Genomic DNA, 22,016 nt, shown 5'->3' on the forward strand with positions numbered 1-22,016 from the left:
CGCGATGGCCTTGGCGGTCAGCGGGTTGTCACCGGTGATCATGACGGTCCGGATGCCCATACGGCGCATCTCGTCGAAGCGCTCCCGCATCCCCTGCTTGACGACGTCCTTGAGGTGGATGACGCCGAGCACGCGGCCCTGCTCGGCGACGACGAGCGGGGTGCCGCCGGAGGCGGAGATGCCGTCCACCAGATGGCCGACCTCGTCGGTGGGGTGGCCGCCGTGGCGGCGTACCCATTGCATGACGGCGGTGGCGGCGCCCTTGCGGATCTGGCGCTCGCCCAGGTCGACGCCGGACATGCGGGTCTGGGCGGTGAAGGGCACCCACTGGGCGCCCTGGAGGTCGCGTTCGCGCAGTCCGTAGTGCTCTTTGGCGAACACCACGATCGACCGGCCCTCCGGGGTCTCGTCGGCCAGGCTGGAGATCTGCGCGGCCTCGGCCAGCTCCTGCTCGGTGACGCCGTCGACGGGGACGAACTGGCCGGCCTCCCGGTTGCCCAGCGTGATGGTGCCGGTCTTGTCCAGCAGCAGCGTGGACACGTCCCCGGCCGCCTCGACCGCCCTCCCCGACATGGCCAGGACGTTGCGCTGGACGAGACGGTCCATCCCGGCGATGCCGATGGCCGACAGCAGCGCGCCGATCGTGGTCGGGATCAGGCAGACCAGCAGCGAGACCAGGACGACGCCGGTCACGCCGTCGGCGGTCAGTGCGAGGGAGTCGGGCACGCCGGGATTGATCGACTTGGAGTAGATCGCCAGGGGCTGCATCGTCGCCGTGGTGACCAGGAAGATGATGGTCAGGGCGGCCAGCAGGATGTTGAGCGCGATCTCGTTCGGCGTCTTCTGCCGGTTCGCGCCCTCCACGAGGGCGATCATCCGGTCGACGAAGCTCTCGCCGGGCTTCTGGGTGATCTGGACGATGATCCGGTCGGACAGCACCTTGGTGCCGCCGGTCACGGCGGAGCGGTCGCCGCCCGACTCGCGGATCACGGGGGCCGACTCGCCGGTGATCGCCGACTCGTCCACGCTCGCGATGCCCTCGACCACGTCGCCGTCGCCGGGGATGACCTCGCCGGCCTCGACGATCACGTTGTCGCCCTGCCTGAGGTCGAGCGCGCTCACGGACTCCCAGTGGGCGGGGTCGGCGGGGTCGGTGAGGCGGCGGGCCTGGGTCTCGGTCTTCGCCTGGCGCAGGGCGGCGGCCTGCGCCTTGCCTCGGCCCTCTGCCACGGCCTCGGCCAGGTTGGCGAAGACGACGGTCAGCCACAGCCACACCACGATCGCCCAGGCGAAGAACGACGGGTCGGTGACCGCCAGGACGGTGGTGAAGACCGCGCCGATCTCGACGATGAACATGACGGGGTTGCGCCACAGCGTGACCGGGTTGAGCTTCTTCAGCGCGTCCGGCAGCGAGCGGATCAGTTGCCCGGGGTCGAGCAGACCGCCGCCGACCTTCTGCTGTGCGGCCCGCATCGCCTACCGCAGCCCTTCCGCGAGCGGCCCGAGCGCCAGCGCCGGAAGGAACGTGAGGGCGACCAGGATGATCGTCACGCCCACGACCATGCCGACGAACTGCGGCCGGTGGGTCGGCAGCGTGCCCGCGCCGCCGGGGACGGGCGCCTGCGCCGCCAGCGAACCGGCCAGCGCCAGCACCAGGACGATCGGCAGGAACCGGCCGAGGGCCATGCACAGGCCGAGCGTGGTGTTGAAGAAGGCGGTGTTCGCGCTGATTCCGGCGAAGGCGGAGCCGTTGTTGTTCGAGGCGCTGGTGTAGGCGTAGAGGATCTCCGACAGGCCGTGCGGGCCGGAGTTCAGCATGGCCGCGCGGCCCATCGGCGTCCCCATCGCCAGTGCCGTGCCGATCAGCACCAGCACCGGGGTCACCAGGAAGTACAGCGAGGCCAGCTTGATCTCGCGCGCGCCGATCTTCTTGCCCAGGTATTCGGGCGTGCGGCCGACCATCAGCCCGGCCACGAACACTGTGATCACGGCCAGGATCAGGATGCCGTACAGGCCCGAGCCGGTGCCGCCGGGCGCGACCTCGCCCAGCAGCATGTTGAAGATCAGCATGCCGCCGCCGATCGCCGTGTACGAGTCGTGGGCCGAGTCCACCGCGCCCGTGCTCGTGAGGGTCGCGGCCGAGGCGAACAGGGCCGAGTTCGAGGTGCCGAAGCGGACCTCGCGGCCCTCCGTCGACTGCCCGGCCGCCTGCGGGACGGTGCCGTTCGCGCTCGTCTCGGACCAGTTGGTCGCGCCGACGCTGAGGAGGGCGATGATCGCCATCACCGTCACGATCGCGTACCCCTGGCGGTGGTCGCCCACCATCCGGCCGAACGTGCGCGGCAGGCAGGTGGCGATCACCGTCAGCAGGAAGATCTCCACCCAGTTCGTCCACGACGTGGGGTTCTCGAAGGGGTGGGCGGAGTTGACGTTGAAGAGGCCGCCGCCGTTCGTGCCCAGGTTCTTGATCGCCTCCTGCGAGGCCGCCGCGGCCGGGGTGAACGTCTGCTCGCCGCCGGTCAGCGTCGTCCACGTGCTGTGACCGGCGAACGTCTGGATCGCCCCGCCGGCCACCAGCACCACCGCCGCCACGAACGCGATCGGCAGCAGCACGCGCACGGTGCCGCGGACGAGGTCCGCCCAGAAGTTGCCGATCGTGCCGGACCTGCGCCGGGCGAACCCGCGGACGAGCGCCATGGCCACCGCCATGCCGACGGCCGCGGAGACGAAGTTCTGCACGGCCAGGCCGGCCGTCTGCACGAGATGGCCCATCGTGGACTCGCCCGAGTACGCCTGCCAGTTCGTATTGGTCGCGAAGCTGACCGCGGTGTTCCAGGCCAGCGCCGGTTCGACCGGCTTCATCCCCAGGGACAGGAACAGGTGGCTCTGCAGGCGCTGGAGGCCGTACAGGAAGAGGATCGACATGACCGAGAACGCCAGCACGGCCCGCGCGTACCCGCTCCACGGCTGCTCGACGCCCGGCCGGACGCCCAGCAACCGGTAGGCCAACCGCTCGACGGCGGAGTGCCGGGTGCCCGTGTAGACCCGGTACAGGTAGTCGCCCAGCGGCCGGTAGCAGAGGGCCAGGGCCACCAGCAGCGACCCGATGAACACGATCCCCGCCGCGGTCGCGGACATCAGAACCGCTCCGGGAACAGCAGGGCCACGACCATGAAGACGACCAGGGCCGTGACCACCACGAGGCCGGTGGCGTTGACGGCGTTCACAGCCGTTCCACTGCCCTGACGACCAGCCCGAGGACCGCGAAGACCGCGACCGTCAGTGCGACGAAGACGACGTCGGCCATCCCCCACTCCTCAATCGGACCATGATGTTGGTCGTTCCCCCGCAAGGGCGGGCTCAAGGTCGGCGCGTCCCGAGCTTTGGGGCGCATTGCCGTTCTTGGCGGAATCCATGCGGGCCCGAGAGCCGGAGATCGGCGAGGTGAGGGGCGGGCTTGAGCAGGGCGACGGGTGTCCCGGGTGGATGTCTGTGTTCGTCGCCCGGGTCCGTCGCCCGTGTTCGTCGCCCGGGTCCGGCGGCGGTGGGCAGGAACCCGGGTCACCCCCCGATCGTTCAGAGGGCGAATGGCTCGGTCCCTTTCTTTGAGGCGGGGAGATCAACCGTGGTCTTCAAACGGCTGCGCGACGCCTTCGGCGCGGGCGCGCCCTCGATAGTCGTCATCCTCAACACCCCACGCACCCAGCCCGGCGGCATGCTGTCCGGCGAGGCCCGGCTGAAGGGCGGCGAGTTCGACGCCGCGCTCGACCGGATCGGCCTCGGCCTGATCACCTTCCCGGGCCCCGCGCTGACCGAGGGCGAGGAGTTCGCCCAGACCCGGATCTCAGGGCCGCTCGTCGTCCGCCAGGGCGAGGAACGGGCCTTCGAGTTCCAGGTCGCGGTCCCGTGGGAGACGCCGATCAGCGAGATTGGCGGCCGACACCTGCCCGGCATGGCGCTCGGCGTACGCGCCGAGGTGGCCACCACCACGGTCGTCGACCAGGCCGATCCCGACCTGGTCGCCGTCCGGCCGCTGCCGTCCCAGTCGCGGGTGCTGCAGGCGTTCGCGCGGCTCGGCTTCCCCTTCAAGGCCGCCGCGCTGCAGACCGGCGGGCCGGATAGCGGGCACCGGGAGCTGCCCTTCCACCAGAAGATCGAGTTCTTCCCGCCCAGCCACCACACCGGGATCGTGCACGGGATCGAGCTGGCGTTCGTGCCCAGCTTCGATGGCCTGGACGTGGTGCTGGAGGCGGACCAACTCGGGGGCAGGCTCTCCTCGGGCGCGCAGCGTTTCCGGCTGACCCACGAGGAGGCGCTGCGTACCGACTGGCCCAGCGTGATCGACCGGTGGCTCGCCGGGCTGGCCCATCACGTCCGCGGCGTCGATCGCGGGCCAGGACGGGGCCGACCGGTCACGTGAGCGGGCCCGGCAACGGGCCCTCATGCCTGGGCAGGCGGCACGAGGTCATCCCGCCACGCGCATTTCCCGATCGGTGGAAAGGGTTTTGACGCGTTCGCGGCGCGTGGAGAATGCGTCAGGGGCTGTGGCGAAAACGTGATGATGGCGTAGAAAAACGACTTCCGCCGGGCTTTAGCCGGTTATATGAAAGGCGTGTGCCCCTGAAAGGAACGGCGGATGCGCGGAAGTCCTGTGGGTGTGCTGCTCCCGGCCGGGTTCGTGTACGCGATCGGCGCGTGTGCCGTCGCCGCGCTGGCCTTCGCCGAGACCGCGGATCGGGTCGTGCTGGTGGCCGTGGAGGTGGGGGTGTTCGGCGCGTGGGCGGGGCACTACCTCGCCGCGCCCGTCACGGGCGTGATGGCCTGGTGCTTCACCACGGGCTTCCTGGTGCACGCGGAGGGCGAGCTGACTTTTGAGGCCGCTGATCTGGAGCGGCTGGTCACGTTCACCGTCGCGGCGCTCGTGGGCTGCGCCTTCGCGCACGTCTTCCGGCCGCGCGGCCCGCGCCGCCCGTCGCGGTCCAGGGGCGCCACCAGACGGGCCCCCGTCCTGGTGGGACACCTCCACGGGCCCGGCGGCGTCGCACACGAGGAGCCCTGACGGCGGGCCCTGGCGTCGGGCCCTGGCGTCGGGCTCTGACGGGGGGCACTGAGCGATCCCCGACGGCGATCCCCTCGGCGTATTTTCCGCGTAGGTATTCGGGACGCGTGCGTCAGGAAGGCGTAGGGATGTGCACTCGCGGGCCGGTGGCAGGCGCAACATGGGGGTGAAAATCCCCTTTAGGAGTATTCCGTAATGTCCGTTGTCAAGGAACGCGCCACCGCCAAGGAGCCCGCCGATATCGGTGAGCGGCACCGGCTGTCCGTCGTCGGCGGGCTGGCCGCGTTGTCGCTGGACGCGATGGCGTCGGTGGCGTACGGACCCGAGGCGATCGTCCTGGTCCTGGCCCTGGCCGGTGGCGCGGGGCTCGGGTTCACCCTCCCGGTCACGTTCACGATCGCGGCCCTGCTGGCCGTGCTGACCCTCTCCTACCGGCAGGTCATCGCGGCCTTCCCCGAGGGCGGCGGCGCCTACGGGGTGGCCAAGACGCACCTCGGACGGCGGGCCGGTCTGGTGGCCGGGGCCTCGCTGGTCATCGACTACGTGCTCAACGTCGCCGTCTCGGTGGCCGCCGGGGTCGCCGCGCTCACCTCCGCCTTCCCGGAGCTGCTGCCGTACACGGTGTGGTTGTGCCTGGCGGTGCTGGCCCTGGTCACGGCGGTCAACCTGCGCGGGATCGCGCACAGCGCCCGCGCGTTCATCGTCCCGACCGCGGTGTACGTGGGCGCGATCCTGCTCGTCATCGTGGCCGGGCTGCTGCGCGGCGGGCCCGCCGTGGACGTCACGCACCAGGCGGCGAGCCTGCAGACGGTGGGCGTGCTGTTGCTGCTGAAGGCGTTCGCGAACGGCTGCGCCTCGCTGACCGGCGTGGAGGCCATCGCGAACGCGGTCCCGTCGTTCAGGCGGCCCCGCGTGCGCCGGGCGCAGCGGGCGGAGGTGGCGCTCGGCGGGCTGCTGGCCGTGATGCTGCTGGGCATCGCCGCGCTCATCGAGAAGTTCGCCATCGCCCCGGCGGACGGCGTGACGGTCCTGGCGCAGGTCACCCGGGCGTCGCTGGGGGACGGGCCGCTGTTCTACCTTGTGCAGTTCGCCACCGTGGTGCTGCTGGCGCTGGCCGCCAACACCTCCTTCGGCGGCCTGCCGGTGCTGGCGCAACTGCTGGCCCGCGACAACAACCTGCCGCACTTCTTCGCCCTGCGCGCCGACCGGCAGGTGCACCGCTACGGCATCGGCTTCCTGGCCGTCACCAGCGCCCTGCTGCTCGTCGTGGCCAGGGGCGAGATGAACCTGCTGGTCCCGCTGTTCGCGATCGGGGTGTTCGTCGGGTTCACGCTGTCGCAGGCCGGCATGGTCCGGCACTGGGTGGGGAGCCGTCCCGCCGGGTGGAGATGGCGGGCGGCGCTGAACGGGTTCGGCGCGCTGCTGACGTTCGTGGCCGCGATCGTGGTCACGCTGTCGAAGTTCGGCGAGGGCGGCTGGCTGATCGTGGTGGCGCTGCCGCTGCTGGTCGCGGGCATGGAATGGGTCAACCGCTCCTACACGCGCATCGGGGCGCGGCTGGAGCTGGGCAGGACCCCGGAGCCGCCCCGCCCGCGCCGCTCCCTGGTGGTCGTGCCGGTGCACGCGGTGACCCGGCTGACCCGGGACGTCCTGTCCGCGGCGCTGTCGCTGGGCGACCGGGTGGTGGCCGTGAACGTCACCCACCCCGAGGACGAGCGGCAGGCCAGGGCCTTCGTCGACGACTGGGAGCGGTGGGCGCCCGAGGTGGAGCTGGTCCAGCTCTTCGACGCGCACCGGCGGCTGGACGAGCCGTTGCTCACGTACCTGGCCCAGGTGCCCGAGCCGCACGTGTTCGTGCTGATCGCCGAGGTCGAGCCCGAGCACGCCTGGCAGCGCCTGCTGCAGAACCAGCGCGGCGCCGTGCTGGCCAGGGCGCTGCGCCGCCGTACGGACGCGGTGGTGTGCCGGATGCGCTTCCGCGTCCCCTAAGCCCGCGTCCGATAAGCCCGTGTCCCATAAGCCCGCGTCCCATGAGTCTCGGGTCTGTGAGCGCGTCCGTCAGGAGAGTTCCGCGGGCAGGCCGTGCGGATCGACCCGCGCGACGATCAGCCCAGGGGTGTTGGACGCCTTCGCGGCGGCGAGCGCCTGGTCGAAGGCCGCCGCCGTGTCCACGGACCGGGCGAACGGCACGCCCAGGCCCTTCGCGAAGGCGACGAAGTCCCACCGGTTGAGCACCACGTACGGCTTCGGCTGCGCGCCGGCGTTGCCGAAGTACCCGGAGTCGATGAGGAACTGCTCGAAGCCGTAGATGCCGTTGTCGATGACGACGACGACCGGGTTGCGCCCGTACCGGACCATCGTGGAGAGCGCCTGCGCGGTCATGTGGAAGCCGCCGTCGCCGCAGACGACCAGCGGACGGCGGCTCGACCCGAACGACGCGCCGACCGCGGCGGCCACGGAATGCCCGATGGAGGCCCACACGGCGCCGCACAGGAACGCGTCACGGCCCTTGACCGGCAGGTTCGCCGCCGAGGCGACACCGAGGAAGGTGTCGGGGACCACGAGCCACGAGGCGTCCAGCGCGGCGCCGATGCGGTCGAACACCTGACGGTAGGTCAGCGGGCCGGTCGCGGCGGGCGCGGCGGGGTCCACGGCGGCGGGCACCGGCATGGGCGCCTGCCTGGCGGCCTCGGTGACCATCGCGGTCACGAGGGCGCCCAGCTCAGCGTTCTGCTTGGCGGCGTTCTTGATCTTCACCTTGCCGTCGTACGCGGTGACGATCCGGTTGACGCCGCCGCTCACGAGCGTGGCGTAGCTGCTCGGGAAGACGCAGCCGAGCATGAGGATCAGGTCCGCGTTCGCGACCGCGCCGGCGGCGGAGGGCAGGGAGTTCGGCGGCGCGAAGACGCCGACCCAGCCGTTGCCCTGCTCGGGCAGCACCGACTTGGCGAGCAACTGGGCCGACCAGCGGACGCCGAGCTTGGCGATCAGGTCGGCCACCTTGTCGGCCAGCCCGTACCGCTGGATCTCGGTGCCCACGAGAACCAGCGGCGCCGACGCGGCCCGTACGAGCCCGACGATCGTGGCGGCGAGCTGCTGCTCGGTGCCCGCCGCCGGATTGGTGACGGGCAGCGCCCCGGCCGGGGCCGGGCAGGTCGCCGTCCAGATGTCCCGGTTGATCTCGACGTAGACCGGGCGCTTCGCCCTGATCGCGGTGGAGATCGCGTTGTCGACCAGCGCGGGCACGTCGGCGGCCCGCCCGGCGCGGGCCGCGCTCGCGGTGACGAGCTGGTACGCGGCCAGATCCCCGTCCGGCCGGCCGGTCGAGTGCGAGAACAGGACGTCGAAGTCCTTCAGGTTGGCCAGGTTGGCGGCGTTCGGGCCGCCGTTGAGCACCACCACCGGGCTGCGCTCGACGAAGGCCCCGGCGATGGCGTTGACCATGCTCAGCATGCCCACGCCGTTGGCGACCGCGACCGCGCCGAGGCCCCTCGTCCGCGCGTAGCCGTCCGCGGCGTACCCGGCTTCCAGATCGGCCGCGGTCACGACCGCCTTGATGCCGTGGCTGCCGACGGCGTCGAACAGCGGCGCGCAGAAGGCCGCCGGCACGCCGAACAGCGTGTCGACGCCCTGCTGGCTCAGCCGTTTGAGCACGTAGTCGGCGACGGTGAAGGGCACGGTGACGCTCCAGTGGGGACCCGCCGGGGCGGCGGGTCCGGTCAGTCGGAACCAGGTCAGTCGGTGATGGACAGCCGCGGGTCGACCAGCCGCTCGTTGTCCGGGTGATCGATGTGGATCTTCGGCAGCGGCACGGGCGCGGCCTCGCCGAACGCGGCGGCGATGTGCCGCACCAGGCCGGTGCACACGGTCTTCGAGGGGACCTCGTCGTCGACGCCCATCTCGGTGGTGCCGCCGATGACGACGTGGTCCGCGCGCGGGAACAGGTAGCCGTTACGGCCGTAGAGGTAGTGCAGGTTGGGCTGTGGTCGCAACATCGCGAGCTGTCCCTTGACGGCCAGCAGCTTGGAGTCGTTCCACAGGGTCTTCGCGCCGAGCCCGGTGCAGTTGACGATGATCTGCTGGGTCAGCGTGAGCACGTCCGCCTTGTCGGCGAATCGGCGCGTCACGAACGTGACGCCGCGCGCCCTCAGGTCGTGCTCCAGCCGGGCGAGGAAGATCGGCGGCTCGACGAGCAGCGTCTGGTACTTGTGGCCCGGCTGATCGTGGTGGTTCTGGAACGGCAGCCCGGGAAGGTCCTCGCGGGGCGGCAGCAGGCCGGGCACGAGGTCCATGACCGTGTCCAGGCCCGGCGTGCGCCTGATGCTGAAGTTGGGCACCTCGGAGACGCCGTAGCCGTTGCCGATGCTCTGCTTGAACGTCGTGTAGGCCGTCTTGACGATGCCCTTGAGCTCCTGCTCCTTGCCGGCGAACTCCATGATGGACACCGCCCACTGGCCCCCGGCCCGCCACGACGTGGTGTCGCGCGGCAGGCGGTCGGCGTAGATCGTGACCCTGAGCCCGAGGTCGAGCAGCCGCGTGGCGGCCGTGAGCCCCATGACGCCCGCGCCCAGCACCGCGGCCTCCGTCTGGGGCGAGCCGGCCAGGAACGTCCGGACGAGGTCCTTCACCCTGGCCGCGCAGCCCCAGCTCATGCTGATGCCGGCGCCGCCGTGGCCATAGTTGTGCACGACGAACTTGCCGGACGGGCGTTCGGTGTCGAGCCGGTAGGAGCCCATGCGATACGGCCGGACCCCCGCCAGACAAGCGCCCGGCGCGTCGGGGTCGAAGGCGAAGCTGGGTGTCGGCAGGTCGGTCACTGCGCGCACGCGGCCGTGAGCCATGGTCCATCCCCCATCGGTGTACTCCGATGCGCCACCGGCACGGTGGCCACCCGTACGCCTACCCGGGGCCACGTGTGACCCATGCGCCGGATCCGGCACCTTGACCCTTTTGATGGCGGATGTTTCCGTTGCGGGCGCGATCACGGGCGCGGCCTGCCTGGACGCCCACGGCCGCACGACGGTCCGGTCGGCTCAGCCGGTCAGGAAGCCGCCCGACGCGTCGATGTCCGTGCCCACCACGGCGGTCGCGTCGTCGGAGGCCAGCCACATCACCACGCGGGCCATCTCCTGCGGCCGGACGATCCGCTTGATCGGATAGTCCTGCGCGATCTGCTCGTACGTCACCCCGAACGCCCTGGCCGCCCGCTCCAGCATCGGCGTGTCCACCGCGCCAGGGGCCAGCGCGTTGACGCGGATGTTCCGGTCGGCGTACTCCAGCGCGGCCACCTTGGTCAGCGACGCCACCGCGTGCTTGCTCGCGTTGTACGGAGAGATCGTGGCGAAACCGACCTCGGCCGAGATGGACGCGGTGTTGACGATGACCCCGGCGCCCTGGCGGAGCATGTGCGGAATCTCGTACTTCATCGCCAGGAACACCCCGGCCGCGTTCGTCCGCCACACCTGCTCGAAGTCGTCCAGCGTCTGCTCGTGCAGCGGCGCGGCCCGCGGGCTCTCGATGCCCGCGTTGTTGAAGGCGACGTCGATGCGCCCGTGGCGGCGTACGCACGCCTCCACCAGCCCCCGGACGTCGCCCTCCTTCGTCACGTCGGCCCGCATGAACACGGCGTCCCCGCCGAACCCCCTGATCTCCCGCTCATGACGCCTGCCGAGCTCCTCGCGCCGCCCGCAGAAGAACACCCGCGCGCCCTGCCGGGCCATCTCGTACGCGGTGGCCTGCCCGATGCCGGACGTCGCCCCGGTGATGAGGACCACCTTGCCGGCGAAGCGCCCGCGCGGGTCGGCCCTGCCCTCGGAGGGGGCGGGCGGGTTCTGCGTATTGGCCAGGACGGGCGCGGCGCCTGCCACGCCCCCGGCGGCCAGCGCCATCGCGCCCGTGGCGCCGGTCGTGAGGATCGTCCGCCTCGACGGCCGCGGCTGTTCGCTCATGAAGTCTCTCCGCTCGGTGTGATGGGATCGATCATCATGGTCGGACACGGGCGTTTCCACGGTCCAATACCTGTGCCCATAACCGTCGGTTATGGCAGAGGCCCGGCGCGCGGCCGGCGGTCAGTTGACGCAGTCCTGGGTGTTGAGGCCGAGGGCCAACTCCACCACCTTGTTCTGCCGGTTCACCCCGAAGTAGTAGTACGCGTTGCGGTTGCCGGGCACGGTGGCGTAGTAACCGCTCACCTGGCTCTTGACGCCCGGGTAGGCCTTCTTGACCTGGCCGAGGGTCGAGCCGACGCCGATGCCCGCGGGGGTGCGTACCCGGTCGGGGGCGAAGATGACGGCGACGCCGCGCTTCTTGGAGAGGTAGAGGCTCACCTCGTTCTTGGGGTTCGGGTGGGCCTTGTAGTCCCAGGCGGAGCAGTAGTCGTTCCACTTGAGCACGAGCTTGCCCGTGGCCTTGGCCTGCTTGGCGGTCATCCCCAGCTTGACGCCGCCGTAGCCGAGAGGACCGAAGGTGCCCGGCGCGGTGGCGGCCGCCACCTGGCCCTGTGCGGCGGACGCGGCGCCCGCCGGGCTCGCGATCGCGAGCGCCGTCCCGGTGATCGCCAGTGCCGCCGCAAGCCGAGTCATGTTCATTCCCGTCACTCCGTCTCTCCGATGGGCGTGAGTCATGCCTCTCTCTGTGATGGCGTATGCCGGCGGAAAGTTCACGCTCGTCGAGCGGATCGTGGCGGGGCCATGATCTTGGCGGCGGGTCCCCACCCTCAGGCAGGCACCCGCTACGGCATCAGGAAGGCGGGACCGTGACCACGATCCACGCTGTGAAGCCCGATGTCATCGTCGCTCGTCCTTTCGGCATGGGAGATCGTTCTCGTTGCGCCCAAGGCTAGGGACGGCGACTACAGGCCCACTACAGAGCCGACGTCACACCCATAACCAGCGAACAGATCACGACGCCCGGACGCGGCGGGGCTCACGGGCCGTCGTCGCGGATTGCGGGCGGGCGGTCGTCCGCGGCCATCTCGGCGCCCGTAGACGATCTCTCGTGGAGGCGTAAGTCCCCGCCTGCGAGGTGGAACGCGTACCTCCTCAGACTTTCGGGTCAGCGAGGGGGGCGTTCAAATATCCATCATGCAAGGCAGGCGATAGCCTTAACCGCCCCATCCTGGAAGATTAGCCTAAGCGAAAGGGTATGAGACGTTTCCGTCTCATGCCCTTTCGCGGGCGAGAGAGGACGAACGTGGCCGTTGCAACTCCTCAGAGGCCGAGTCCATGCATCGCCGCGCTGATGACGCTGGTGCTGGGGATCGCTATTTCTTCCTGTACGTCAGACACGGCGACAGCCATCTCATGCGAGCGCCTTCAGATAGTCGCCCTCAACTCTTTTGCCGTAACCCACGGAGATTATGAGCTGAACAGCGGCGCTGCCTCCTCCGAAAGTGCCTGCAAAGACGGGTCGCAGTGTGATGGTGGCCCCCGACCAGCCATTGATCTGGGAGTCGCCAATCTTCTGCGACTACAGAGGATTCAACGCGTGCCAGTTCAGCGCCCACCCGGAGCCGCTCACCGCCCAATTCAGGAAATGGGTTAGCTTACTGCAGGAAAGTGACGCGCAGGTCCTCAATCAATTCAATCTCAAGCTCAAGAGCCTGCAAGCGTACGCGAGAGACGGTCTCATTTACGGATTCACCGCTCGGAATCTTCCTGACCCTATTCGGGCCATCGCCCGCGACCCGCGCATCCGGGCCGTTTACGTCGTGGATACCGACCTGCCCCGCAACTGATGACAGGTGCACGATTGAGAAGACCGTTTGCGGCGAACCCTCAGCCGTGGCTTGATATTTGACTGGCGACCTGGCGCCAGTCGACGAACTTGAAGTTCGTCACCTCGCGGTCCCCGTCGGCGGGCGTGTCGGCCCCGTCGTGGACCACCAGCAGGCCCTCCGGGAAGGCGCTGCCGAGCGCGGCGCTGGTGACCATGGCGCCGTCGCTCACCTCGGCCCCGTCCGCGCGCGGTCCTGACGTCACGCGGAACTGCCCGATGTGCGTGTTGTCCGCCCGGTCGTACGCGGCGAACGTGTCGTCGCCCTGGCTGGAGGCCAGCAGGTAACCGTCGCGCCGCCCGTCCTCGTAGATCGTCAGGCCCTCGGCGTCGGCCGACAGGTGGTCGCCGCCGTAGCCGCGGTCCTGGCCGGGCAGGCACTCCTCCGTCTCCGGGTCGTAGGTGTCCTGCCTGCCGTACTCCTTGACCTTGTCCATCAGCGCGGGGCGGCCGGTCAGGTCGGCGCGCAGGCGCCAGATGCCGACGTCCTCCTGCGCCGCGTACAGCACGCCGCGGGCGCCGTCGACCACCATGCCTTCGACCTGCGGCAGTTCGCCGGGCTCGCCGCACGGCGTCCAGGTGGTGCCGTCGGGGAGGGGGAAGGCGGCGGGCAGGTCGAGCGTGCGGACGTTGCGGTAGGTGACCTTGCCGCCGGGGGCGGCGGCGAGCTGGAGCAGGCCGAGCCGGGTCTGGTGGCGGCGGCTGACCACGACGCGGGTGCCGCTGACGGCCAGCCCGTACGCGGTCCGCGCCTCGTCCACCTCCTCCTGGCTGCCGTTGAAGACGAACGGCACGGCCGGGTCGGTCACGTCGGTGAGGGGCGGCCGGCCCGCGGCGGCCGCGGCCGGGTCGATGGCGAACACGCGCAACTGGTCGCGTCCCCGGTCGGAGGCGACGGCGAGGTCGACCTTGGCGCCGGTGGACAGGCGGAAGCCGTGGACGAGGTCGACGTTGTTGAGCCGTCCCGGCTCGTGGCCGGGGCCGGGCGGCGGCTGGGCGGGCAGGTGCTGGAGCTGGGCGCCGGACAGCGAGTACGCGTACAGGCCGCCCTCCTTGGCCGTGGTGATCACGACGCTCTTGGCGGGCCGGGAGGGGTGCACCCAGATGGCCGGGTCGTCGCCGTTGGCGAAGCCGCCGGCCTCGTCGTCGTAGAGGGGTGGGGTCTCGGTGGCGGCGACCACCTCAGCCACGGGCGCCGGGGCGAGGGGGGTGACAAGAAGCATGGCCGCGGATAAGAAGGCACGCACAGGCATTTCTCGAGATTCGCCGTCCGTCTTGAACGACGGGTTAACGTGCCGGGCATAAGTCAGCATGTCTATACAAACAGATGACATTGAGGTAGAACCAGGGCGAGCCCGTTGGTCTTGGAGGTGTCCTGTGAGACGTACCCCGATCGTGCTGGCCCTGCTGGGCGTTCTCGCCGTCAGTGGCTGCTCCTCCTCCGGAGGTCAGACCGCGCAGAGCGCTCCACCCGTCGCCTCCGAGGCGGCCGCGCCGTCCGGAGGCGGCGGCCGTTTCGCCGTGATCACCCACGGCGCGCCCGGCGACTCCTTCTGGGACGTGGTCAAGAACGGCGCGGAGGCCGCCGGCAAGCAGTACGGGGCGAACGTCACGTATCAGGGCGACGGCGACCCGGCCAAGCAGTCGCAGCTCATCGACCAGGCCGTCTCGGAGAAGGTGGACGGCATCGTGGTCTCCATGGCCAACCCCGACGCGCTGAAGGAGGCGATCGGCAAGGCGGTCACGGCGAAGATCCCGGTCGTCACGATCAACTCGGGGGCCGACTCCTCCAAGGCGCTCGGCGCGATCACGCACGTCGGGCAGTCGGAGGACGTGGCCGGGCGCGGCGCCGGCGAGCAGCTCAAGGCGGCCGGCGTCACCAAGCTGCTGTGCGTGATCCACGAGGCCGGCAACGTCGGGCTCGACCAGCGCTGCAAGGGCGCCGAGCAGACGCTGGGCGGCACGGTCGAGCGGCTGCAGGTCGACGTGAGCAACCTGGCCGACGTCACCTCCAAGGTCGCCGCCAGGCTCCAGACCGACCAGCAGGTCAACGGGGTGCTCACGCTCAACCCGGCGGTCGCGGTGGCCGCCAGGGACGCGATCGGCGACGCGGGCTCGCAGGCCAAGCTGGCCACGTTCGACCTGTCGGCGGACGTGGTGACCGCGATCAACGACGGGCAGATCCTGTTCGCCGTGGACCAGCAGCAGTACCTCCAGGGCTATCTGCCGATCACGTTCCTCAACCTGTACAAGGCCAACCTCAACACCGTCGGCGGCGGCCTGCCGGTCAACACCGGGCCCGGATTCGTCACCAAGGACAACGCCGCGCAGGTGGCCGAGCTGGCCGAGGCGGGCACGCGATGACCGTCGCGGCCGACGAGCGGATCGCCCGCGTCGGGGTGGCCCGCCGCCTGCTGGTCAGGCCCGAGCTGGGCGCGGTGGTCGGGCTCGTGCTGGTGTTCGCGTTCTTCGCCGTGCAGTCGCCGGTGTTCCGCTCGCCGGACGGCATCGCCAACTGGCTCGACCCGGCGGCCACGCTGGGCATCATGGCGGTCGCGGTGGCGCTGCTGATGATCGGCGGGGAGTTCGACCTGTCGGCCGGGGTGCTGACCGGCACCAGCGGGCTGATCCTGGTGACGCTGGCCACCAGGTTCGGGCTGAACGTGTGGCTGGCGATGCTGGCCGGGCTGGTCGTGGCGCTGGCGGTGGGGTTCGCCAACGGGCTGGTGGTCACCAGGACGCGGCTGCCCAGCTTCATCGTGACGCTGGGCACGTTCCTCATGCTGCAGGGGATCAATCTCGGCGTCACCAAGGCCATCACCGGGACGGTGCAGGTCAGCGGGCTGCGCCGGGCCGAGGGGTTCGAGGCGGCGAACGCGGTCCTGGCCGGGACGATCGAGGTCGGCGGCACCTCGTTCCGGGTGGCGATCCTGTGGTGGGTCCTGGTGACGGCGGTGGCGACGTGGGTGCTGATGCGATCGAGGGCCGGCAACTGGATCTTCGCGGTGGGCGGCAACGAGCAGGCCGCCCGCGCGGTGGGCGTGCCCGCCGCCCGTACGAAGATCGCGCTGTTCATGACCACGGCGTTCGCGGCGTGGCTGGTCGGCTCGATCCTCGCGCTGCGGTACACGTCCGTGCAGGCCAACATCGGCATCGGGCAGGAGTTCATCTACATCATCGCCGCCGTGATCGGCGGCTGCCTGCTGACCGGCGGGTACGGCTCGGCCATCGGCGCCGCCATCGGTGCGGTGATCTTCGGGATGGCCGACAAGGGCATCGTGTTCCTGGGCTGGGACGCCGACTGGTTCACGTTCTTCCTCGGCGCGATGCTGCTGCTGGCGACGCTGGCCAACCGCCTGGTCAGGCGGTACGCCGAGGAGGTGCGGCATTGATCCTGGAGACCAGGGGCATCGGCAAGACGTTCGGCTCGGTGCTGGCGCTGCGCGAGGTGTCGATGGGCGTGGCGGCCGGGGAGGTCACCTGCGTGCTCGGCGACAACGGCGCGGGCAAGTCGACGCTCATCAAGATCCTGTCGGGGGTGCACCAGCACGACGCGGGGGCGTACCTGGTGGACGGGCGGGAGGTGCGCTTCGCCAGCCCCCGCGACGCGCTCGACCGCGGCATCGCCACCGTCTACCAGGACCTGGCGATGATCCCGCTCATGTCCGTCTGGCGTAACTTCTTCCTCGGCTCCGAGCCCCGCAAGGGCCTGGCCTTCGACGTGGCCAGGGCCCGCCGGGTGGCGCGCGAGGAGCTGCGCGCCATGGGCATCGACATCCGCGACGTGGACCAGCCGGTCGGTACGCTGTCCGGCGGCGAGAGGCAGTCGGTGGCCATCGCGAGGGCCGTCCACTTCGGCGCCCGCGTGCTCATCCTCGACGAGCCCACCTCGGCGCTCGGGGTCAAGCAGGCGGGCGTCGTGCTGCGCTACATCGCCCGTGCCCGCGACCGAGGGCTCGGCGTCGTGTTCATCACCCACAACCCGCACCACGCCTACCCGGTCGGTGACCGGTTCGTGCTGCTCAACCGGGGTGCCTGCGTCGGCGCGTACGGCAAGGCCGACGTCACCACGCAGGAGCTGACCGCGCTCATGGCGGGCGGGGCCGAGCTGGAGGAGCTGGCGCACGAGCTGCGACGCGAGTGAGCCGGCCGGTTCCCCGGGCGGGCAAATTTGGTGGACATTTGATGGTTTTGGGCGATCGGCTGGACGAGAGTACAGGCATAACTCCTCGGTATGCCGGAATCGGAGGCCCAAGAGATCGCCATGACCACGATGACCAGCAGGCGCGTCGTGCCGCACCCGGAAGCCGCCGGGTAAGGGGCGCCTGGCATGGGGCTGTGGCCGGGAGCACCCTTGGGGCCGTTATTACCTGGCCGCCCGAGGACGGCGGGCCGTCCAGCGAGGCGGCCCGCTCCCCAGCCCGCCTCCGGGCGTGCTTCCCGTTCCCCCTGCTAGGAGCCTCCATGACCGCCATCGACGCACGAATCCTGCCCATCGGCGCGGCGTTCGACCGCATGCCGTTCACCCGCAGGCACGTGCTCGCCGCGCTCGCGCTGTTCATCGCGTTCGTCATCGAGTCGTGGGAGCAGCTCGCGCTCGTCTACGTCTCCGGCGACCTGGGCACGCGGCTGGGCATCGACGAGGCGGGCGTCGGGGTCGTGCTGTCGGCGGTCGCGCTCGGCATGATCCCCGGCGTGCTGGTGTGGGGGCCGGTGGCCGACCGGATCGGGCGGCGGCCGACGGCGTTCTGGTCGCTGCTGGCGTACGGGGTGATCGCGCTGGCCTCGGCGTTCGCCCCGAACGCGACCGTGCTGGTGGCGCTGCGGGTGGCCTCGGGGCTGGCGCTGGCCGGGGTGTACACGATCACGTTCCCGTACTTCCTGGAGCTGCTGCCGACCCGGCACCGCGGGCGGGCGGCAGTCTACCTGTCGATCGGGTGGCCGATCGGCATCCTGGCCGCGATCGGCGCGTCGGTGTCGCTGGGCCACCTGGGCTGGCACGCGGTGGTGATCGCGAGCGCGGTGGCGGGGCTGTGGGCGTTCGCGGTCAGGGCGTGGGTGCCGGAGTCGCCGTACTGGCTGGCGGCGCGCGGGCGGCAGGAGGAGGCGCGGGCGGTGCTGCGCACGCTGGGCAGCCCGGACGCCGGCGCCACGTTCACGGTGGCGAGCCGGCGCGCGGGACGGCCGCTGGACCTGTTCAAGGGCGGGCTGGCCCGGATCACCGTGGTCATGCTGGTGCTGAACTTCACCTTCAACTGGGGCTACTGGGGCCTGCAGACGTGGCTGCCGGTGCTGCTGCAGGAGCGGGGGCTGACGTTGTCGGCCTCGCTCGGGTTCGCCGCGCTGAGCGCGCTGATGATGATCCCCGGGTACGTGAGCGCCTCGCTGCTGACCGGCCGGTTCGGGCGCAAGAGGGTGTTCCTGACGTACGTGGTGGCGGCGGCGCTGGGCGGGCTCTGGTTCGCCACCGCCGAGTCCACGGTCGGGCTGTACCTGGGCAACTTCGTGCTGGCGTTCTTCAGCCTGGGCGCGTGGGGCGTCTGGAACACCTGGAACGGCGAGTTCTACCCGACCGCCCTGCGCGGCACCGGCTACTCGTGGGCCACGGCGGCGCAGCTCGTGGCCACCACCGTCGCGCCGTCGGCGGTGGGCGCGCTGCTCGCGCACGCGACCGGGTTCACGCCCACGCTGCTGATCATCACCGCGTTCATGGTGGCCACGGCGCTGCTGGCGGTGCCGCTGCCGGAGACGGAAGGACGCGAGCTGGAGTGATCCTCGGCGTCGCCCTGCGCATCCAGGAGCCCTCCGACGAGCCCTCGGAGGCTCCGGTACTGGTGACGGTCACCGGAGGCGTCCCGTCCTGGCCGGTGGCCCGCGCCACGGCCCGTACGGCCTCTCGGGCCTGCGTGGCGCTCGACCTGACCGGGGCGCGGACGGCGGCGGTGGCGGCCATCCGGGTGGGCGGGCCGTGCGCGCCGGCGCTGCGGCCGGTGGTGGGCTCGGGGGTGGCCACGATCGTACGCGGCGGCCACAGCGTGACGGGACGGCGGCTGGCGCCGCTGGACACCGAGGCGGTACGCCGGTTCGCGGCCGCCTGCGGGCTGGCGGACTTCGCCGTGACGGCCACGGGGTCGCCCATGCTGACCGAGCACGAGCTGGCCGTGGCGGCGATCATCGCGGCCGAGGTGCCGGACGCCCGGATCACGCTGTCGTACGAGTTCGGGCACCCGGGCCTGCGCGAGCGGGAGGCGAACGCGATCCGCAACGCGGCGCTCGGCCCGGAGGCGGGGCGGATCGCCGACGAGGTGGCCAGGGAACTGCCCGGGGTGCCGGCGTACTTCGCCAGGTCGGGGAGCGGGCTGGTGTCGGCGCACTATTTCCGCAGGTTCCCGCTGGCCTGCGACCTGGGGGCGACCGCGAGCGGGGAACGGGGGCGGGCCGAGCTGGGCGAGGCAGGGCGGAAGGCCCCCGACGGGGTGGCGGCGGCGTACGGGGCGGCGCTGGCGGAGCCGGAGGCGCAGGTCGAACGGATCGTCCAGGCCCGCGGCCGGGCGGAGCTGGAGCGGGTGCTCCAGGACGCCAGGGACGAGGCGCTGACCCGGGTGGTCAGCGCGGGGGCGGCACCGGGCTCGGCCCGGATCGCGGAGACCACGGTGAACCCGCTCTCCTACCTCCCGGACGGCCTGTATCGGGTACGGGTGACCGCGGGCGGGCGGCCGTGGGCCGGCTGATCGACCTCGACGGGCTGGCCCGGTTCTCGGCGGGGTCGCGGGTGTTCGCGACGGGGGCGGCGGAGTCGTCGTTCAACCTCGCCGTGGACTGGGCGCGGTCGGTGCTCGGCCACGGCGTCGAGCTGCTGGCGGCGGGCGAGCCCGAGCCGGACACGCTGTGCGTGGCGGTCAGCCTGGTGGGCTCCACGACGGCGCTGGGCGAGCAGTTGCCGTTCGGCGACGAGCCCGAGCGGGCGGTGCGGGCGCTGGAGCGCAGGCTGGGGGAGCGGGCCGGGGCGGTGGTGGCGCTGAACCTGGCGGCGGAGAACGCGCTGATCCCGCTGGTCGCGGCGGCCCGGCTGGGGGTGCCGCTGGTGGACGGCGACGGGTCGGGGCGGGTGTTCCCGCTGCTGGAGCAGACGACGTACGCGCTGGGCGGGCTGAGCCCGGCCCCGGTGGCGCTGGCGGGCGGCTCGGGGGAGGTGGTGCTGCTGGAGACGGCGGCCGACCGGGTGGAGGAGCTGCTGCGTCCTGTGGTGCTGGCGCTCGGGGGGTGGGCGGTGGCGGCGTGCTATCCGATGGCGGCCCGCGACCTGGCCCAGGCGGTGGTGCCGGGCACGGTGAGCCTGCTCATGCGGGCGGGGGAGCCGGGGGTCGCGCGGTCGGTGGCGGCGCCGTACGGGGTGCGGGCGTTGTGCCGCGGCCGGATCCTGGCCGTGGAGGGCAGCACGGGGCACGGCACCGACCTGGCCCTGCCGTCGCTGCCGTCCAGCATCGTGCTGCGCGAGTCGGAGGGGCTGCGCCGGCTGGTCAGGCTGGAGGCGCACAACGAGATCGTCCTGGCCCTGGCGGACGGCGCGGTGGTGGCCACGGTCCCGGACCTGATCTGCATGGTCTCGACCGCCGACGAGATGGTGGTGGACGTGGACAAGGCGGAACCTGGCCTGGAGGTGGACATCATGGTGGTGCGGGCGGCGCCGGTGTGGCACACGGCGCGGGGGCTGGCGCTGGGCGGGCCACGTGCGTTCGGGATCCCGCTGTGAGGACATGGATCGCTGTGAGGACACGGATCGCGGTGAGGACGGGGATCGCGGTGAGAGCGGGGATCCCGCTGTGAGAACGGGGAGGCAGGGGTGAGCGCGGTGCGGGCACCGGGGTGGGAGGCGCCGGTCACGGTGGCCGAGCTGGTCAACGCGGGCCCGCTGGCCGGGGCGCGCATGTACGGCGCGGGCGAGAACCCGGTGCGCGGCGTGCGGATCGTGGACGAGCTGTCGGTGTTCGGGACGGTCGCGCCGCACACGGCGGTGGTCCTGACCGGCGCGGCGGCGAGTGGGGGCTGGGCGGTGGAGATGGCGATGCGCCGGGCCTGGGAGCAGGCGGCGGCGTGCGTGATCGCGCCGTCGGGCGGGCTGAGCGAGGGCTCGGGGGAGGTGCTGGCGGAGCGGCTCGGCGTGACGTTGATCTTCGTGGACGAGGATCCGCTGCTCGTCGCGGTCCGGGTGGCCTCGGCCGCGTCCCGGCCGGACGCAGCCCGTACGCAGCTCGTGGCCCGCTGTGCCACCCGGCTGGCCGACACGGGCGCCTCGGCGCGGCGGGTGCTCGGGGTGCTGAACGCGGAGCTGCCCGGCACGTCGGTGGCCTTCCTCGACCGGTACGGTCAGTCGCTGGCGGGCCGCAGGGACGCCGCCGGGGACACCGTGCCGGGCCGCGCCCGGTGGTCGGCCGAGGTGGCGGTGCCCGACCTGGACGGCGGGGTGCTGGGGACGCTGGTGGCGGCCGGGACGTCGCGCGGGCCGGGCTGGCCTGCGGTGGTGCGTACGGTGCTGGGGCTGGCGGTCGCGCCGCTGACGGCGTGGGCGGCGCAGGAGCGGCTGCGCGCCTCCCGCGACTTCGCGCTGCAGGCGTCGCTGGCCGAGAGCCTGATGGCCGAGGCCGCGGGCGCGCACCCGGACTCGGCGGCCGAGGTCGGGCCGGGGATCGCCGAACCGGAGGGCACGGCGGACGAAGAGCCGACCGAGGAGCCGGATGAGGAGACGGCAGTGGGGACTGCTGGGGGGACGGCGGTGGGGACTGCCGGGGCGACGCGTACGGGCGCGATCGAAGGGACGAAGGCGGGCGCGATCGAGGGGGCGCGGGCGGGCGCGATCGCGCTGGGCTGGCCCGTACGCGGCCCGCTCACCGCCTACCAGGTCCGCCCCGTCGCCGAACCGGGTGAGGACGTCCCGGCCCGCGCGCTCATCACGGCTGCCCTGGGCGAGGTCCCTGTGCTGGCCCGCGGCGGCGGCTGGGCTGGCTGGTCCGCGCTGGGCCCCGCCGAGCTGGCCGAGCGCCTGATCCGCTGCCTGCGTACGCTGCCCTGGCCGTGCGCGGGCGGCGTGGGCGCGCAGGGCGAGGGCCTGGACGTGGCCGAGGAGTCGCTGCTCGGGGCCCAGGCGGCGGCGTACGTGGCGGGCGCGGGCACGGTGGCCCGCGCC

At 71.8% G+C, this 22,016-nt stretch carries 19 protein-coding genes; 11 read left to right on the forward strand and 8 right to left on the reverse strand.

Annotation, left to right across the window (positions count from 1 at the left end; all coding sequences use genetic code 11):
* From kdpB to kdpF, 3 genes are all read right to left on the reverse strand, one after another.
* Positions 1 to 1,473: potassium-transporting ATPase subunit KdpB (gene kdpB, locus ABD844_RS18100; protein ID WP_344878537.1), on the reverse strand; the 1,473-nt coding region annotated here is incomplete at its 3' end.
* Between the two features lie 3 nt (positions 1,474 to 1,476).
* The gene (gene kdpA / locus ABD844_RS18105) at positions 1,477 to 3,138 is read right to left on the reverse strand and encodes a potassium-transporting ATPase subunit KdpA (protein WP_344878539.1); all 1,662 of its coding nucleotides are present in this window, start codon (positions 3,136 to 3,138) and stop codon (positions 1,477 to 1,479) included.
* Positions 3,138 to 3,227, reverse strand: a complete 90-nt coding sequence (gene kdpF, locus ABD844_RS18110) for a K(+)-transporting ATPase subunit F (RefSeq protein ID WP_344878542.1) — start codon at positions 3,225 to 3,227, stop codon at positions 3,138 to 3,140. Before kdpF ends, kdpA begins: the two co-directional genes overlap by 1 nt.
* Positions 3,228 to 3,625: 398 nt before the next feature.
* Here kdpF and ABD844_RS18115 point away from each other — a divergent pair, with 398 nt between their 5' ends.
* The 3 genes from ABD844_RS18115 (at position 3,626) to ABD844_RS18125 (ending at position 7,048) form a co-directional block, all read left to right on the forward strand.
* The gene (locus tag ABD844_RS18115) at positions 3,626 to 4,420 is read left to right on the forward strand and encodes a sporulation protein (protein WP_344878545.1); all 795 of its coding nucleotides are present in this window, start codon (positions 3,626 to 3,628) and stop codon (positions 4,418 to 4,420) included.
* A gap of 216 nt (positions 4,421 to 4,636) precedes the next feature.
* A complete protein-coding gene (locus ABD844_RS18120; protein WP_344878548.1) occupies positions 4,637 to 5,059 on the forward strand; it encodes a hypothetical protein in 423 nt (140 codons plus the stop codon).
* A gap of 195 nt (positions 5,060 to 5,254) precedes the next feature.
* Positions 5,255 to 7,048: an APC family permease gene (locus ABD844_RS18125; RefSeq protein ID WP_344878551.1), complete on the forward strand. Its 1,794-nt coding sequence runs from the start codon at positions 5,255 to 5,257 to the stop codon at positions 7,046 to 7,048.
* A 69-nt stretch (positions 7,049 to 7,117) separates the two neighbouring features.
* Here the strand turns inward: ABD844_RS18125 and ABD844_RS18130 are convergent, their stop codons facing one another.
* From ABD844_RS18130 to ABD844_RS18145, 4 genes are all read right to left on the reverse strand, one after another.
* A complete protein-coding gene (locus ABD844_RS18130; protein ID WP_344878554.1) occupies positions 7,118 to 8,737 on the reverse strand; it encodes a thiamine pyrophosphate-binding protein in 1,620 nt (539 codons plus the stop codon).
* Positions 8,738 to 8,793: 56 nt separating this feature from the next.
* A complete protein-coding gene (locus ABD844_RS18135; protein ID WP_344878557.1) occupies positions 8,794 to 9,885 on the reverse strand; it encodes an FAD-dependent oxidoreductase in 1,092 nt (363 codons plus the stop codon).
* 207 nt (positions 9,886 to 10,092) lie between these two features.
* Entirely contained in the window at positions 10,093 to 11,007 is a 915-nt protein-coding gene (locus tag ABD844_RS18140) for an SDR family NAD(P)-dependent oxidoreductase (RefSeq protein WP_344878560.1), read from the reverse strand.
* 120 nt (positions 11,008 to 11,127) lie between these two features.
* A complete protein-coding gene (locus ABD844_RS18145; protein WP_344878563.1) occupies positions 11,128 to 11,640 on the reverse strand; it encodes a hypothetical protein in 513 nt (170 codons plus the stop codon).
* Positions 11,641 to 12,473: 833 nt separating this feature from the next.
* Here ABD844_RS18145 and ABD844_RS18150 point away from each other — a divergent pair.
* Positions 12,474 to 12,794: a hypothetical protein gene (locus tag ABD844_RS18150; protein ID WP_344878566.1), complete on the forward strand. Its 321-nt coding sequence runs from the start codon at positions 12,474 to 12,476 to the stop codon at positions 12,792 to 12,794.
* Between the two features lie 40 nt (positions 12,795 to 12,834).
* On the opposite strand, the gene ABD844_RS18155 is transcribed toward ABD844_RS18150, so the two are convergent.
* Entirely contained in the window at positions 12,835 to 14,055 is a 1,221-nt protein-coding gene (locus tag ABD844_RS18155) for a phytase (protein ID WP_344878569.1), read from the reverse strand.
* A gap of 154 nt (positions 14,056 to 14,209) precedes the next feature.
* On the opposite strand from ABD844_RS18155, the gene ABD844_RS18160 reads away from it, so the two are divergent.
* From ABD844_RS18160 to ABD844_RS18190, 7 genes are all read left to right on the forward strand, one after another.
* Positions 14,210 to 15,196: a sugar ABC transporter substrate-binding protein gene (locus ABD844_RS18160; protein ID WP_344878572.1), complete on the forward strand. Its 987-nt coding sequence runs from the start codon at positions 14,210 to 14,212 to the stop codon at positions 15,194 to 15,196.
* Entirely contained in the window at positions 15,193 to 16,224 is a 1,032-nt protein-coding gene (locus ABD844_RS18165) for an ABC transporter permease (RefSeq protein WP_344878575.1), read from the forward strand. Before ABD844_RS18160 ends, ABD844_RS18165 begins: the two co-directional genes overlap by 4 nt.
* Positions 16,221 to 16,976, forward strand: coding sequence for an ATP-binding cassette domain-containing protein (locus tag ABD844_RS18170; RefSeq protein ID WP_344878579.1), 756 nt, complete (start codon positions 16,221 to 16,223; stop codon positions 16,974 to 16,976). The genes ABD844_RS18165 and ABD844_RS18170 overlap by 4 nt, the downstream gene beginning before the upstream one ends.
* A 320-nt stretch (positions 16,977 to 17,296) precedes the next feature.
* Positions 17,297 to 18,604: an MFS transporter gene (locus tag ABD844_RS18175; protein ID WP_344878582.1), complete on the forward strand. Its 1,308-nt coding sequence runs from the start codon at positions 17,297 to 17,299 to the stop codon at positions 18,602 to 18,604.
* The gene (locus tag ABD844_RS18180) at positions 18,601 to 19,563 is read left to right on the forward strand and encodes a hypothetical protein (protein WP_344878585.1); all 963 of its coding nucleotides are present in this window, start codon (positions 18,601 to 18,603) and stop codon (positions 19,561 to 19,563) included. The genes ABD844_RS18175 and ABD844_RS18180 overlap by 4 nt, the downstream gene beginning before the upstream one ends.
* On the forward strand, positions 19,551 to 20,585 hold the full coding sequence (locus ABD844_RS18185; protein WP_344878588.1) for a DUF917 domain-containing protein: 1,035 nt from the start codon (positions 19,551 to 19,553) through the stop codon (positions 20,583 to 20,585). Before ABD844_RS18180 ends, ABD844_RS18185 begins: the two co-directional genes overlap by 13 nt.
* A gap of 90 nt (positions 20,586 to 20,675) precedes the next feature.
* Positions 20,676 to 22,016, forward strand: a 1,341-nt coding sequence (locus ABD844_RS18190) for a hypothetical protein (protein ID WP_344878591.1), incomplete at its 3' end; no start/stop codon positions are given.

Source organism: Nonomuraea antimicrobica (assembly GCF_039536965.1).
In the GTDB taxonomy this organism is placed as follows: Bacteria; Actinomycetota; Actinomycetes; order Streptosporangiales; family Streptosporangiaceae; genus Nonomuraea; species Nonomuraea antimicrobica.